This is a genomic window from Micromonospora sp. NPDC048905 (assembly GCF_040649655.1).
GTDB lineage: Bacteria > Actinomycetota > Actinomycetes > Mycobacteriales > Micromonosporaceae > Micromonospora.
The window spans coordinates 613,264-627,614 of record NZ_JBEZFV010000002.1 but is presented as its reverse complement, the minus strand read 5'-3'; the positions used below and the strand labels follow the sequence as shown (position 1 = coordinate 627,614).

14 protein-coding genes are annotated in these 14,351 nt (G+C 66.1%); 10 read left to right on the top strand and 4 right to left on the bottom strand.

Features of this window, described 5'->3' with window-relative positions; translation table 11 throughout:
* Positions 1–18: 18 nt before the first annotated feature.
* A complete protein-coding gene (locus tag AB0C01_RS07520) occupies positions 19–258 on the top strand; it encodes a hypothetical protein (RefSeq protein ID WP_357570597.1) in 240 nt (79 codons plus the stop codon).
* Here AB0C01_RS07520 and AB0C01_RS07515 read toward each other — a convergent pair whose 3' ends face one another.
* From AB0C01_RS07515 to AB0C01_RS07505, 3 genes are all read right to left on the bottom strand, one after another.
* Positions 259–462 (bottom strand): helix-turn-helix domain-containing protein, encoded by a 204-nt coding sequence (locus tag AB0C01_RS07515; RefSeq protein WP_357570707.1) that lies wholly within the window; start codon positions 460–462, stop codon positions 259–261.
* Positions 463–1,171: 709 nt separating this feature from the next.
* Positions 1,172–1,690, bottom strand: a complete 519-nt coding sequence (locus tag AB0C01_RS07510) for a hypothetical protein (protein ID WP_357570596.1) — start codon at positions 1,688–1,690, stop codon at positions 1,172–1,174.
* 530 nt (positions 1,691–2,220) lie between these two features.
* Positions 2,221–2,382, bottom strand: a complete 162-nt coding sequence (locus AB0C01_RS07505) for a hypothetical protein (protein ID WP_357570706.1) — start codon at positions 2,380–2,382, stop codon at positions 2,221–2,223.
* A 165-nt stretch (positions 2,383–2,547) separates the two neighbouring features.
* Here AB0C01_RS07505 and AB0C01_RS07500 point away from each other — a divergent pair, with 165 nt between their 5' ends.
* From AB0C01_RS07500 to AB0C01_RS07465, 8 genes are all read left to right on the top strand, one after another.
* Positions 2,548–3,435, top strand: coding sequence for a hypothetical protein (locus AB0C01_RS07500; RefSeq protein ID WP_357570595.1), 888 nt, complete (start codon positions 2,548–2,550; stop codon positions 3,433–3,435).
* Positions 3,436–4,031: 596 nt separating this feature from the next.
* Positions 4,032–4,448, top strand: coding sequence for a hypothetical protein (locus AB0C01_RS07495; RefSeq protein WP_357570594.1), 417 nt, complete (start codon positions 4,032–4,034; stop codon positions 4,446–4,448).
* The gene (locus AB0C01_RS07490; protein WP_357570593.1) at positions 4,445–5,884 is read left to right on the top strand and encodes a relaxase; all 1,440 of its coding nucleotides are present in this window, start codon (positions 4,445–4,447) and stop codon (positions 5,882–5,884) included. Before AB0C01_RS07495 ends, AB0C01_RS07490 begins: the two co-directional genes overlap by 4 nt.
* Positions 5,885–5,903: 19 nt before the next feature.
* The gene (locus tag AB0C01_RS07485) at positions 5,904–7,049 is read left to right on the top strand and encodes a hypothetical protein (protein ID WP_357570592.1); all 1,146 of its coding nucleotides are present in this window, start codon (positions 5,904–5,906) and stop codon (positions 7,047–7,049) included.
* Positions 7,046–7,555: a DUF4913 domain-containing protein gene (locus tag AB0C01_RS07480; protein ID WP_357570591.1), complete on the top strand. Its 510-nt coding sequence runs from the start codon at positions 7,046–7,048 to the stop codon at positions 7,553–7,555. The genes AB0C01_RS07485 and AB0C01_RS07480 overlap by 4 nt, the downstream gene beginning before the upstream one ends.
* Positions 7,556–7,735: 180 nt before the next feature.
* On the top strand, positions 7,736–7,876 hold the full coding sequence (locus AB0C01_RS07475; protein ID WP_357570590.1) for a hypothetical protein: 141 nt from the start codon (positions 7,736–7,738) through the stop codon (positions 7,874–7,876).
* 632 nt (positions 7,877–8,508) lie between these two features.
* The gene (locus AB0C01_RS07470; RefSeq protein WP_357570589.1) at positions 8,509–9,060 is read left to right on the top strand and encodes a hypothetical protein; all 552 of its coding nucleotides are present in this window, start codon (positions 8,509–8,511) and stop codon (positions 9,058–9,060) included.
* Positions 9,061–9,103: 43 nt separating this feature from the next.
* Positions 9,104–13,249, top strand: coding sequence for a glycosyltransferase (locus tag AB0C01_RS07465; protein ID WP_357570588.1), 4,146 nt, complete (start codon positions 9,104–9,106; stop codon positions 13,247–13,249).
* Between the two features lie 6 nt (positions 13,250–13,255).
* Here AB0C01_RS07465 and AB0C01_RS07460 read toward each other — a convergent pair whose 3' ends face one another.
* Positions 13,256–13,522: a hypothetical protein gene (locus AB0C01_RS07460; protein WP_357570587.1), complete on the bottom strand. Its 267-nt coding sequence runs from the start codon at positions 13,520–13,522 to the stop codon at positions 13,256–13,258.
* 155 nt (positions 13,523–13,677) lie between these two features.
* Here AB0C01_RS07460 and AB0C01_RS07455 point away from each other — a divergent pair, with 155 nt between their 5' ends.
* A complete protein-coding gene (locus AB0C01_RS07455) occupies positions 13,678–14,313 on the top strand; it encodes a hypothetical protein (RefSeq protein WP_357570586.1) in 636 nt (211 codons plus the stop codon).
* The last annotated feature ends 38 nt before the right edge of the window (positions 14,314–14,351 follow it).

Genomic DNA, 14,351 nt, shown 5'->3' with positions numbered 1-14,351 from the left:
TCGCCGAGGAGTTGAGGCATGCCGCGACAGCGTCCTGTCGCCGAGGAGCTGCCCCCGTTGCCAGCGCGCGAGAAGCGGGATCAGCAGGTCAAGATCCGGCTCACGCCCTCGGAGGTGGAGAGGCTGGCGGTGATGCGGCCTGACCTCGCGCCATCGGGGATCGTCGCGTTGCTCGTCGACGACGTGCTCGCTGGACGGTACCGGCCGGCATGGGCGGCCGCTGCGCCCGACGAGGCCGGCCGTCAGCGGGAGGCGTAGCTACGTGTCCGTCCGCGCTGGAGGGTCCTCACGGCTGGGCTGCTGCGGTTCGATGCCAACGAGGTTGAGTAGGTCCGCTGTGCGCACGCGGTAGGTGGTTCCGATCCGAAGCACCGGACAAGGGAAGGCACCTCTCTTCGCCAGTTCGTAGGCCTTGGTACGGCCAACGCCGAGAGCGCGAGCGGCGGTCGCGAGATCGACCATCGCGGGTAGTTGGAGTAGCTCGTCCCGGTTGAGAGTGCTGACGTTCATCACCCTGCTCCTTAGGTCGAGGGGACCGGACGCCGGGGCGTCCGGCTGAAGAGGCACGGTCTGGCATACCTCGACACGACCATCCGGTCCGGGCGTTGCACGTGGCGCTACCCGTTCCTGGTAGCGGCGTCCCGGGAGCGCCGGTAACACGGCATGGGCTCCAAGGTCGGGCGTGCTTCCTCGCCGGTCCGGCCGTTCTGTCCCTGCCTTTAGCCGTCTTGCTTCGTGATTTGGCGACGCTTCGGAATGGCGCTGACGGCTGGCGCCGCCTGCGGGCCGCGGAAGGCATCAGCCCGCTACGGCCGCCGTCGGAACTGCTGGGGCGCGTCTTCCGGAAACAACTGCCAACGGGCCGGGTGCCGGCTTGACGCCGCTTGGCAGCGCTCGGGAACGCCTCGTCTTAAACCTGACGCCGCTGCGCCAGCCAACGGGCTGCCTCCGGTGGAGGTGACGGGATGACAAAGTGGACCGACGGCAGGTTCGAATGCACGTGGCACGACAATGCTGCGCCCTGGCATGGGCCTCGACGCTCTGGGAGGCTGGGTGCTCGATCTTGGTGCTCTGGTCGCGTTCGCCCCACCAGCGGCTCTAGCTCAAGGCCAACCCGAATTGTCCTGAAGCGTTCAGATAGGACTATGGCGCCCGACGGAGTCGCGAGCCGTCAGGGTTTGCGTAGTGCATCACCGTTCTGAAGTGCTACTTTGCCGCCGGTGGCGACGACGGTCAGGACAATTGCTGCGGCGGCGACGCCGAGTGTTGTCTTGTTGACTAACCTGTCCAGAAAGTGCTTGTTTTCGGAGTCTTTTGTGGATTCCTTGTCCGCCGTTTGCATGAGCAATTCGTTCAGGTACCTCCGCGTCTCTGGGTCCAAGTCGTCGCGTTGGAGTTGAGCGATGATCGCTGCTCTGGTCTCTTGGTAGCCCCGATGAACGTTCTTTTGACTCTTCTCGTTAGACGAGAGAGTGGACTCGTGCACTTTGCGCACCGTAGTCATCGCTTTGACGGCGAGCTTTGTGATCTCAGGTAGTTGCTCGATGATTTTCAGCTGGACCTCCTTCTCTATCTCCGGCATCATGGCCACGAGCTGGAAGACTTTGTCTTTGGAGAGATTCCGCCAGGTGTCGATGTCAAGCACCTTCTTGACGTCCTCTTCACTTCCGAAAACCATGCTGTGCCCCATCTGTCGACAAGAGAGACCCGCGGCGGAGAGTGTAGCCGGGGCCAGCCGTCCACACCGGCGTTCGATCCGCACTGCGGCGCGGCCAAATGAAGTGTCCGGATCTGCTAGTAAGTGCACCGAGCGTCGCCATTTGCGCCACATTTGCTCGCGCCGGTGCGCGGTCCCCGAGGGTACCGAAGCCAGTTCTATCGGGGCTGCGTCATCGACACCATCCTGGACCACTCGCCGGCCGACTGCGTCCACCGGCCCACGTGCCGGCCGAGCCGCCGTCCCTCGGGCTGGTGATGACCTCAGGTTCGAGGCCCTGATCCCAGTCGCCCGGCTTGGGCCCGCCAGGCCTGCGGATCTTGCGAAGCCTGCGGGGCCAGCATCACCGGTCATCGATGAGACCCGGTATGACTGTGAGCCGCGCGTATTCGTCCGGTGCAAGTGCTGGTGTTGAGCGGCCCTGGTTGTTACCGACTGTCACGGGTGACTGCGGTACGGCCACGGCGAGGCCGATGAGGACGGACAGCATCCGGATGGAGACGTCATAAGGTTTGGTTCCGGGCGCGGGCGAACTGCAGGGCGCTAAGGGCTTCGCCTGTGGCGTGAATGTCAGGGTGGTCAGGGCTGATGACGCGCTGGCGGCTGTCGAGCGCGGCGCGGTGTACGGCCAGCGCTTCGTCGGCGCGGTCCAGGCGGGGCAGCATGGCTCCGTGCAAGGTCATACTCGTCAGGGTGTCGGGGAGGTCGGGTCCAAGCGTTCGCACACGATCTTCCGCACCCACTTCGTGGATTTAGTTGATCTTATTTTGTCGGCCGAGCTCGCCGGTTATACGCTGGCCTCCCGGCGCCGTGATTGATAGACCAGCATGATGACTGAGTTTCCGTATGCGAACGGCAGCGTGTTCCTGCAGGGATTCGGTGACGAGGAAGCCGCAAAGGTCATGAATGTCGTCGACCTGATGGCGGACCTGGAGGCGCAGGTACGCCTGGTGCGGTCATGGAGGTCTTACCGAACAACGACCTTCATGCCGGAGTCGGGCAGTCGGTTGGCGTACGACGACCAGGAGGCACCGCTCGGGGTGTCGGTGAGCCTGCCAGCGCGGATCGGTGTTCACGCGGCTCGTGAACACCTAGACGTCGCGGCGATGCTGTGGGAGGCCGAGCGGATCGCATCTCCAGCAGCTTGGTCGTCGCTGTGCCGCCCAGCGCAGCTAAATGCAGCGCAGGTGATCTGGATGCTCGCACCACCGCAGCAGGACGAGCGGATCACGCGGGCGTTGATCACAGCCGCAGATGAGCGCGCCCAGGAGAAGAAGCAGGCCGAGGACGTGGTGCGGTACGCATTCTTGCCTCCGCAGGGGCTCGACGATGCCCGGGCGCACATTGCAGAGCTGACGGAGTCCCGCCGGCGGCTGTGCGCCGAGCTGGCCCAGCGCGGATGCACCCGCCCGAATTTCAACGCCACCGCTGTGGTCCAGTGGGCGGCCGAGCACCTTCACCCAGGTGATGTGGTGAAGCAGTACTCGCACATGTTCATGTGGCGGGTCGGCAGCGGTGCCGCGCACGGGAAGGTGTGGCCGGTGCCGATGCTGGCCCGCACACCTGAGAAGTACGACGACTACATTGATGCCCGGCACGCGCTGGAACCATCGCACATGCACATGTTCTTCACCGCTGCCACGGCGATGCTGCAGGCGGCGCTGACGCTGCTGGAGGAACAGGCCAGTGCTGGCGAGGAGCAGCCCAGCACCCGGTGAGGCCTGCGGCTGCAGCTCCCGCAGCGCGCCAATCGAGGCGACCGTCTACAGCGCTACCAGCCGCTGATCGTGGTGCTCGCCGCCGGCCCAGGCCGATCAGGTAGCGCAGCAGGTACCCGACTGAGCGGCTTCGGCGGTGGGTGCGCAGGATCACCGGCTGGCCCGCGTGAGCAGCTGGTGGATGTCCGAGGCGGTCGCGTCGACGCGGGCACCGCAGCCGCGCACGCCGTGACCTGCTCGCCGTCCAGCGCACGGTGCCGGCCCACGCCGCCGCAGCCGCGACCACACACGGCATTCTGATAGCCGTCCCCCTCGGTGCCGATTCTGGCCCCGCCCCGCAAAGTAGATCCGGACCACGCAAGGTAAGTCCGGACATCGCAAGGTTCGACCGGACGCAACACCAACGAGCCCGTAAACGCATCCGGCCGGACAGGTGGCGGTTGGAGCAAGATATGGCCATTGCTTATCAATCTGCGACCGGGCGCGGTCGCAGATTGGCAATGGGTAGCGGGCGGCGCCCGTCGCGTCGGCCCCGCTGAACCCGGTACCGCTGGCGCTGACGTCGCCGGCAACGCCGTGGGCGCACAGTGGTGTCAATGGACAGTGAGCAGCCCGCCCCGCCCCGCACGGCCCGCCATCGTGCCCACAATCGGCCGGGTCGCCCCCACGCCGTGCTGCTCAGGCTGTCCGATGAGGAAAAGGCCGCGATCGACGCAGCGGCGGCGATCACGCAGCTGACCACGACCGGCTACGCGGCCAAGGCCGCTGTCGCCGCCGCGTCCGCCGCTCAGGCACCCGGTGGTACGTCCGGCGACCTACGCGATCTGCAGCACGAGTTGTTCGCCGCTCGCCGCGCGGTGGTGATGTTCGGCAACAACGTCAACCAGGCCGCCGCCGCGTTCAACTCGACCGGCCAACTGCCCGACTGGGCCGCTGAGGCCGTCCGGCTCTGCGCGGCCGCGGTGGCCCGGCTTGACGAGGTGATATCCCGGATCGACAGGAAGCTGCGGTGATCACGCGGGTGCACCGACGGGGCTCCCGCATCGGCGGCCTGCTGCGCTATTTATGGGGGCCAGGCAAGGCGGAAGAACACATCAACCCGCACCTGGTCGCCGTTTGGGATGGCGCAGGCACTCTGGCAGGCCTGGAGCCCAAAGTCACCGCCAACGGCAAGCGGGACCTCCGCGTGCTGACGGCACTGCTAGAGCAGCCGGTCCGCGCCGGCCACCGGCCGCCGACCAAGTTTGTCTGGCACGCCAGCATGCGGCTCGCCCCAGAGGATCGCCATCGCAGTATCAGCGACACGACGTGGGCGAACATGGCGGTGCAGATGCTCACCGAGGTCGGCGTCGCCACCACCGCCGCCGATCCGGGCCTGCGGTGGATCGCCATGCGTCACGCCGATGACCACGTACACATCGTCGCCACGCTGGTGCGCGAGGACGGCCGTACCAACTGGTTGCGCAATGACTACCCGCGTTGCGTCAAGGCCACCTACAACGTCGCCCGCCGCTGGAACCTGCGCCGCTGGGTCCCGCCGGCTGACCGCACCGCGCACCGCCGCCCCCACCCCGCGGAGGTCAGCAAAGCCCGCCGCGCCGGCCGCGGCCGAACGCCGCGGGACGAGCTGCGCCGGCGGGTACGCACGGCTGCGGCTGCTGCCGGGTCGCAGGAGGAGTTCTTCGCCCGGCTACGAGAGGCGGGCATCCTGGTCCGGCTCCGGCAGAGCAGCACCGATCCCCGCCAGATCACCGGGTACGCGGTGGCTCTCCCCGACACCCGTACCACCAGCGGGCAGCGCGTGTACTTCGGCGGCGGGCGGTTGGCGCCCGACATGACCCTGCCGAAGCTGCGGCTGCGGTGGGGCGCTCCCACGTTCATGCCGGTAACGCCAGCGGTCGGACGGACCGAGCGGGTCGCCGCGATGCGCCAGGCCGCCAAGGTGGTCACCGCGGCCGCCGACGACATCCGCCGCGATGCCCATGCCGTGCCCGGGCGGGCGCAGGCCACTGCGGTCGCCGCAGCGGACCTGCTCACCAGCCTGGCCTACACGATGGAAGGTGACCGGCGCGGGCCACTGCATCGGGCCGCCGAGGTGTTCGACCGGGCAGCCCGGGACCTATACGGCCGGGTTCAGAAGTCCACCAGCCGCTCCCAGGAGATGCGCGTCATGTCGCGCCTGGTAGCGCTCCTGGGCCGCCTCTCCGGCGACGACGACACCATCGCAGCCCTTGCACTGGTCATGGACCTCGCCCGGCTCGCCGACACCCTCGAACAGCTACGAAATGCCCAGCACCGCCTACACCAGGCCGAGGCCGCCCGGACCGCAGCCGACGCCCTTCGGCTGGTAGCGGGCGGCCGGCAACGGGCGGTAACGCTGCCGCTAACTCCGACATCAACACCCTCACCGACAGTGAGAGGCGGCCGGCGTACCAAGCGCGGCCGCTGAGCAGGCTAGGGAGGTGCACGTGTCGCACCCGCAGCAACACGAAGACCCGATGGCCGAGACCCGCCAACAGTTCCTACAAGGTCTGGCGACGATGGCGACCGTCGGCGAGGCCGGCGCCCGCTGGGCCGCCGTGGGCATCCAGAACAAGGCTGCCGAACGGGAACGCGATGTCCGCCGCGACATGGCCGCCGCGGCGGCCCGCCGCGAAGCCGACCGGCTGGCAGCGAAGGTACGGGCGGACCGGGAGCAGATGGCAGCGTCGGTGGACGGCGATTGGCTGGTCAACAAGGCCACCTTCGCCGAGGCCGCTGCCGTATGGCGTACCGCGACGATCCACGCCAGCAGTGACCCGGTAGCCCAGCGGGCGGCCGAGTTCGCCGAGCAACGGCTGCGGCAGATCCGCCCGGACCTGATGGCCGCCTACGAACGCCATCGGCAGGCGGGAGTACCGATCCCAGAGGCCATGCGTACTGCCGCCCGGGAGGTGTGGGAGCGTGACGCGCGCTCAGCTGGCCGCCCGCGCGGCGGCGCTCGCGCACATGGCGGCATGCCCGACCGGCGGGGAATCACCCCGGACGGTCCAGTTGCGCTGCCACCCGGTGGCCGCGCGCTGGTCGACGACCTCGACGCCGCCGTTAGGCAGGAGGCGATGAAGCTGGCCGAGTACGTCCGGCCGGAGGCCCTCGACGAGTTGCAGCGCCAGTGGCGCGCCGCGGGGAAGCTCCCCGCTGGCGATCCGGTGCAGCTGCTCCGCGATCTCGCCGCGGAGATGAAGCAGGCGATCAGGGTCGGCGACGCCGACGGACAGCCGGTCGAGGCGATCCGCCTTGCGCAGCGCCACGTGGATGAGGCCCTGGCCCGCGACCTGCAGAGCCGAGCTGCTGCCGAGCGCGACGAGGGAGTCCGCGACGGCGGGACGATCGACAGTCCCCGTACCGTCGCTAACGAGCACGCAGCCGGGCAGTCGGCGAGCGTGCTCCACGACGACAATGCCGATCACCTTGTCGCCTACGCAGCGACTGTCCAGGGCGCTGACGTCCTTAGGACGCCGGCTTGGGTGCAGGCCTTCCCAAAGCTTCGCGTAGGTCAGGTCAGCTCCGCGGTCGCGGGTAAACAGCCTGCGGCAGCGGTCACCGCGGTTTCGATGCGGGGCAAGACACGATGACGGCCACCACGTCGCAGGGGATCCGAACTGAGGCGGCTACTCAACTTGACGAACTCGGGGCTCAAGTGGCGAGCCTGGCGGCGCAGGTTGCCGATCTACAGCAGGCCCAAGCCGAACGCGTCCATCCCGGCGATGGAGACGATCAGCCGCCGCTGTACTCGACCGTCGAGCAGTGGGTGACCACCTACCTGCTGCCGACCTTCCCGCGCCCGGTCGGCGAGGTAGGCATGACCCGCTGGCACTGGTGCGAGCAATGGTGGCGCCACGACGAAGCGGTCACACGGCTGACGGCCCTGTGGTACGGCTGGGAACAGGCCCGACTGCAGATGACCGGCATGCTGCCCTGGCTGCGGGAACTCGACCATCAACTGCCCATCCTGTACGGCGATGATGGCCCGTTCCGCAATTGCGCTGCGTCAGGTGAGCTCGGCGAGCCGCGACACCATTCGTTGTCAGAGATGCCAGCCGAGCAGGCTCCAGAGAACTGGTGGAAGTGGTGGGAATGACACCGCGCCGTCTGCCGTAGCGTGCGTGACCACGTACAGGCCGTCCCGCCGCTGCTTGTTCCCACACGTCCCACCGACGCACCGGAGCACGGCATACATCGGGATCGGCACTACCTGCCGCGGCATCACCGGCGTTGCTCCGTCGGATGGTCGGTTGATCGAGATGGCTAACATCCCCTGGTGACCGAGGAGTTGATCGGAGGTTGCGCCGAGGATGACGAGGCCATTGAGGAGCTGTCTGTGATCGCGGCCACCAGTCCGCAGAGACTGCCTCCATACCTTGGCTTTCTGCACGACCGCGACGTGTTGTGGCCGGGGTAGTTGTACCGGGCTGCGGACACCGACTTGGTCCGCCGAGTCATCGAACGGATGGACAGCGGCCGGACGCCGGACGCCGGACCAGCTCAATCACCCGCTGATCATCCTGGGGCACAGTCCTCGTCCGCTGGCCGAAAGCGCCATGCGTAGCTGGTCAACGACCATCGGTCGGCGCGGACAAGCTGTACGTCGGGACGTTGGACGACGCGCGTGAGGGCGGCTGGACGGTCGGGCCGCACGGGCAATCGCGGGACATTCGCGGCGGCGCCGCGCACTGGCGAATCATGCGCGAGGTGCGCGCCGCACGGAGGTCAAAAACCGTCCGTGGTGTGCGTCGCCGCAGACCTGGACACTGCCGATCCTGCCGTCGGTACCGCGCTGAGGCGCACGGGGGTGGCCAGGGAGGCCGGAGATCGATACGTGCCACTTCTGCGCCTGGTATACGACGATGTATAGCCAGGCCACGCCGGGCGGCGGCGCCGTCTGGTGCGGTTTCGCCGCGGGAGCTGCTAGCAAAGCTGACTGCTGTAAGGGTTCCAGGCTGGGCGGTCAAGCAACGCTTAAACGCACCCGTGGCATGCCGGAGGACCGTTGCAGGGGGTGAGCGTTCTCAAGAAGGCCGATACGTTGTTGGTATGAGCATGAGCTGGATACCACTCGTAGCGGCTGTCGTCGGTGCCTTGATCGCGCTGTCTGGCACGCTCTTCGCGGACGTGCGTCGGGACAGGCAGCAGCGCAACCGCGACTACGAGCAGTTCAGGCGCGAAACCTACGTCGAATTCGTGCTTGCTCTGAACGCCGCCCACGCGGCGCTACGGAAGGTAAGCGACTCGCCTATGTCAGTGGAGGAACGTCGAAATGCCGTCAACGCTGCCATGAGCGATGCCGGCCTGTACGGCGCACGCGAACAGTTGCTCATGACGGCAACCACGTCGGTGGTCAAGGCAGGGGAGGCAGTCTTCCACCGCGTCGTCGGCATCCGGAAGGCAGTCAGGGACGGTGCCACGACTTCATCTGTCGAATACCACGAGGCCTACCACCCATTCGCCGAAGCGCTGTGGAAATTTCGTATGGTGGTACGGACGGATTTCCGACAGTTGGTACTGGCGCCCATGGACGTAGACCGCACCACTTGGTCAGAACTCGAATCATGCGCTGTCTGTGGCAGATCGATGACACAGCGGTGACGTGGGTCTGCCGTCATCGCCGACGAGATGGCAGTATGGCGACATGGGCAGCCCTCACCAGGCCGGCGAGGACAGGCCGATGCCTCCGGTCAACTCCCGGAGACGTGTCCTGGCGGTCGACACTAACTGGTTCTCGACAGGCGGCGGCATTAACACCTTCAACCGACTGATGTGCAAGGCGCTCGCCGACGCCGGCTGCGACGTTTGTTGTTTGATTCCGGGGGCGTCCAAGGCGGAGGAGGAGGACGCCTCCAACGCGAGGGTGACGCTTGTTGGACCCAAGGATATACCCGGCGCTACGGAAGAGAATGCGCTTTTCCTCCGGCCGGACCTGCCGGACGGGTTTACGCCCGACATCATCATTGGTCATGGCCGCGTTTCTGGGCCCGCAGCAGAGGCCCAAAAGCAGTATTTCCCGAACGCCGTCCACCTTTATGTGATGCACACAGCACCCGACCAGATTGAGTGGCACAAATCGGGTACGGTGTCGCCAGCGGTCAAGGCCGAGACGAAAACTAGGATAGAGACAGAGCTTGCCCGGCGTGCCGACCACTCGCTAGCAGTCGGCCCCCTGCTGGCGGCCGAACTCGAGAATCTCTTAAACCGGCCAAACGTGCTCAGCGGCCTATCGATCTATCCCGGCTTCGACGGAATAAGTAGGCTCGAGCCGAGGCAGCCGAAGCGTCAGCGCGAAATCCTAATCATGGGCCGGATGGAGGACCACCGGCTCAAGGGCCTGGCGCTCGCAGCCCGAGCTTTGGGCCATGTCCGCAGCCAATTGGGCGTCGATGACGCGTCGACCATCAAGCTCGTGGTGCGCGGCGTGCCGCCGGACGAGGCGGACAAGCTTCGTACGAAGATCCAAAAGTGGGCGGGATGGCCCGGCCTGTTAGTCGTCCCGCGGACGTTCGCCGTCAACGAGGCATGGCTGGAAGAAGATCTGCGGCGCGCCACTCTCGTGCTGATGCCGTCACGCGCGGAGGGATACGGCCTTGTCGGCGTCGAGGCGATCTCGCTCGGTACACCCGTGCTGATCAGTGAAGCCAGCGGACTCGCCCAGCACCTGCGTGACGCGGCACCCGAGTATTACGACCGGATCGTGGTGCCCGTTGAGGGCGGGGCCGACGACGTCCGCCGCTGGGGCGACGCGATCGCTGCAGTGCTCAAGAATTCGCAAGTCGCGTTCGATCGGGCGGCTGCCCTGGCACGGCACATGCGGACGACGGTGACCTGGAAGATGGCGGCACAAACCATAATCGACCTGGTACCGCAAGGCTTGAAGCATACCGACCTGGTGGCAGAGGCGGAACCCTCAGCTCTGCCCATACGGCGGGATACCCTGTCGGTCCTGATGTTCGGTTCGCCTGAAAACGAGCGGCTGCTCCGCGAGTTGCGAGTGCAGGTGGCCGCAGTAGCGCCGCACGTTCATCTCTGGACGGTTACGGAGGACGACGAGCAAGCGCTTCGTCGTGCCAACGCGGTGATCGTCGTGCTTGGCCGCCGCCGGTCGGAGTCCGTCACGGAGGACGCCGCGCGTCGGCTGATCCGTGCCGCCCAGGACCGCAGAAGACCGGTCGTGGTCATCCGGACCGATCCCGCCATGGCGGTGCCGGATGAGGCCGCTGAACTGTCCGTCGTGGACATAGCGGAAGGTTCCGCCTCCGAATGGCGGCGCCTGCATCGCCTCCTAGACGAACTCGGGTCGGCGGAGGACAAGGCCTTTCCGGTGACCCTTGAGGCTACGGCCGAGCCGCGGACCATCCCACGGCCGAGCGGAACTCGACGGGTCAACGAGATGCCGCGCGGATCGTCCGTGGCATTCGTCGATCGCGAAGACTACCTCCCTCCATTGTGCGACCTGATCCGCAATCCGGAGGTACCCGTTGTGTTGCTGCACGGACGCGACGGCATCGGCAAGACAGCGATGCTCCGGCACCTCTACGATGACCCTGCTCAAGCATGCCCCGGATCGCCGTTTGACGGCATCGTTTACCTCTCGTATCGCAGCCATCGGTGGATCACTCCCGAGAGCTTGCTCGCGGACATCGCCCGGATCGCGCAGAGCGGCGCCGACGATCAACCACACGCACGGCGACCTTGGCGGACCATGCTTGGCGAGGTGCTTACGGCGGTCAGTGGACTAAAGGTGATCGTCATGATCGACGATGCCGATGACCTCTTCGATGACAGGGGCGAGTGCAAAGACCGGGAACTGCGGGAGCTGATCATCACACTGGGCGTTCAGGCTCCAGAGCACTCCATCACTCTCCTTTTCAGCGTTCAGCACCAGCCCGCTGCTTTCCTCGGTGACCTGCGTCGACGGGCCAAGACGCTGTCACTGGAACGCGGACTTCCGCGGCTGTGGGCAAAGAACCTCCTGCGCAGTCTTGATCATGATCAGCTGGGCCTGGGCACCGCATCGGAGGCGGAGTTAGATCGCCTCTACGACATGACCAGGGGACATCCGCGGTCGCTCGAGCTGATTGTCGGTCTGCTTCGAACGACGGCGTGGACCGTGGCGGTGCTAGCCAACCGCATCGACGGCCTACCTGATGCCCCGGAGGTCCTTCTGCAGCTCATGGCCGACGAGCTGACGAGGACGGAGCTGCGCGTCATGCAGGCACTCGCAGTCTACGGCCGGCCGGTGCCGCCCAAGGCCGTTGACTATCTGCTTCACGACATCGTCCAGGGTGCCGACAGCAGGGGACCGCTGCACCGGCTGTTTGGACGAAACCTGGTGCGCCGACGTGAAGATCACTATTACATTCCTCGCGTTCCCGACGCTCAGTTCTTCCTGTCGACTCTCCTCGACGGACGTGTCGCTGCAAGCGGTTTGGACCGCCCGACGCTGTGGCAGCAGGCCACCAGCTACTTGCAGGCCCAGCGAGTTCACCCGGTTCGTACCGTGGATGATCTGTGGCCCCGGCTTGGGGAGATTGAGCTTCATCTGCGGATCGGGGAGGCTAACGGCTCAATAGCGGCCCTCCGTGCCGCCTTGGAACTCATGGACGACATCGACGACCGCTACCTCGCCCGGTGGGGCCAGAGCCGGATCTTTACCGCATGGCGCCGGCGGTTAATCGGAGCGCTCGGGGAGCCAGCCCTTGAAGGCCGGAACCTTTCATACCTTGTTGCCGCGGTTCAGCAGCAGGACGGACAGCCAGACGACTTGGACAACCTCAGGAAGGCCTTGCGCCACGCAGCGGATGCCAGAGATAGCACGGCCGCGACCTTCGTCAAAGTGCAACTAGGTATTGCGCTGTTCGAGGCCGGCTTCGTGACTGAGGCGGCTGGCAATTTCCGCGAAGGCATTACCAGCTTCGAGAAGCTTCGCTGCGGTAGGCGCGAGGCCGGGGCTCGGCTCGAATACGCCCTCTGCCTGGCCAAGGGCGGCAAGCTTGAGGAGGCGCAGCACGAGCTCGCGCGGGCTTGGCTTCTCATCAAGCCGCTTCCGCTGGACGACCACCGGGAGATCCGGGTGCGCCTGCTGCAGAATGTGGGCTGGGTGGCAAGTCAACTTGGGCACGACGAAGAGGCCCTAGCTCGGATCGATCAGGCGCTCGACCTTGCCGGCTTCGCAGACAACGCGAGTGATGGAGAGCTGCACAACGCCAAAGCTGCCGTCCTTCTGTACTCAGGGAAGGCGTCCGGAGCCATAGTCGAGGCTGAGAAGGCTGCCGCGATCGGAGAGCGTCGTGCCCACTACGCGATTTCGCGGGAGGCCGCAGTGAACCGGGCGCTCGCCCTTCTCCTCCGCGACAACCCTGGCGACGAACAGCACGCGATGCAAGCGGCCGACTCGGCCGCGCAATTCTCCAGCACAGTACAAGCGTTAGGAGCGCTCGCCGTCAAAGGGGTTGTCGCTTTCCGTCTCGGCGACGAGGACAAAGCAAGGATGGCGTTCTTCCAGGCATTTGCTAAGTCCGACGAGCGCTTTAGCCGTGACCAGCACGACTACCAGATGCTCAACGCGCGTGGTCTCGCCCTCTGTGGGTTGGCGCTCCTGCGTGAACGTCAGGTGCAGGACGCGATCGACGCCTACGAGTCGGCACGCGCCATCACCTGCGCACCCGGCGTCATCCGGCGGAATCATCTGCACCTCGACCTGTTCGGACCGCACGCCGACCAGGCCATCCTCGCTCAGGTGCGCGCTGCTAGCGGTCGCGCATCAGTGGATGATTGGTCGTAGGTACGGTCAGTACGCGCGCCGTAGCGCCCGGCGGGGCACCAGTTCGGTACCGAGCAGGTCGAAAGTGACTGCCGCGAGCGGCTCTTCACCAGACACGAACTGATTTACGGTGGCGGGCTGCCTGTACCAGGGGTCCGTCTCGCTGCGGACGTCCACAACGACCCTCTCGTCCCGCTTGAGGGCCAGACCGGAATCGTCCATGGTGCAGCGCTCGGACCAATCGTCGGGACGCGGCCACGTCCAGTCGTCATGGCGGTAATGCGGATCATTCATCAGTTTCTCCCTCGAGCTACATGAGGACGCTACTTGGCGTACTACGTGCCGTTCTACGCCAAGATGGCGTCGCGACACCGCCAGGAAGTTCCGACTCCTGACATGGCTGGCCATATCCTGCGGTGCCGACCAATCGCCCGTGGAGGCGCCTACAGATGGAAATCCGTGCCGCCATCCTCGACCCGTTGCCGCTCTACTGCGACGGCGTAGCTGCAGCGTTGAAGCCTGGTGGGTACATCGTCGAGCGACCACCGGACATCTGGGGCTGGCTTGCCGACACGGGGCGACAGATCGTCCTGCTCAGCCTCAGCGACTCCGTCGACTGGCAACTGCTCGCCGACCTCCACTTGTCCCGTCCGGATGTTCACATCCTCGCTCTGGTCGGCGAACTGACAACGGCGTCGTGTGCTCGCGCGCTGATCGCGGGTGCCGCGGGGGCACTAGCGCGTGACGTATCAGCGAATATGCTGCGCAGCGCATTCGAGCAGCTGAGCCGTGGGCAAGCGGTTCTACCCGTCGAAGTCCTCACCTTGCTCACCGGCAGCTCAACGGACCGGGCGCGAGCCACCACCGGCAATCGTCCCGATGAGGCACCGGAGATCGTCCCATCGCCCCAAGAGCGTGATTGGCTCCGCCGTCTGGCCACCGGCGCTACGGTGGCCCAGCTCGCCCAAGCGGCGGGTTACTCGGAGCGAATGATGCATCGGTTGTTGCGCTCTCTTTACGGCAGGATGGCCGCGAGCAGCAGAACTGAGGCCCTGATCCGAGCCCGCGACCTAGGTTGGATTTAGACCCGGCGCCGTGCGGCGCTACACCTACGACTGTCGGT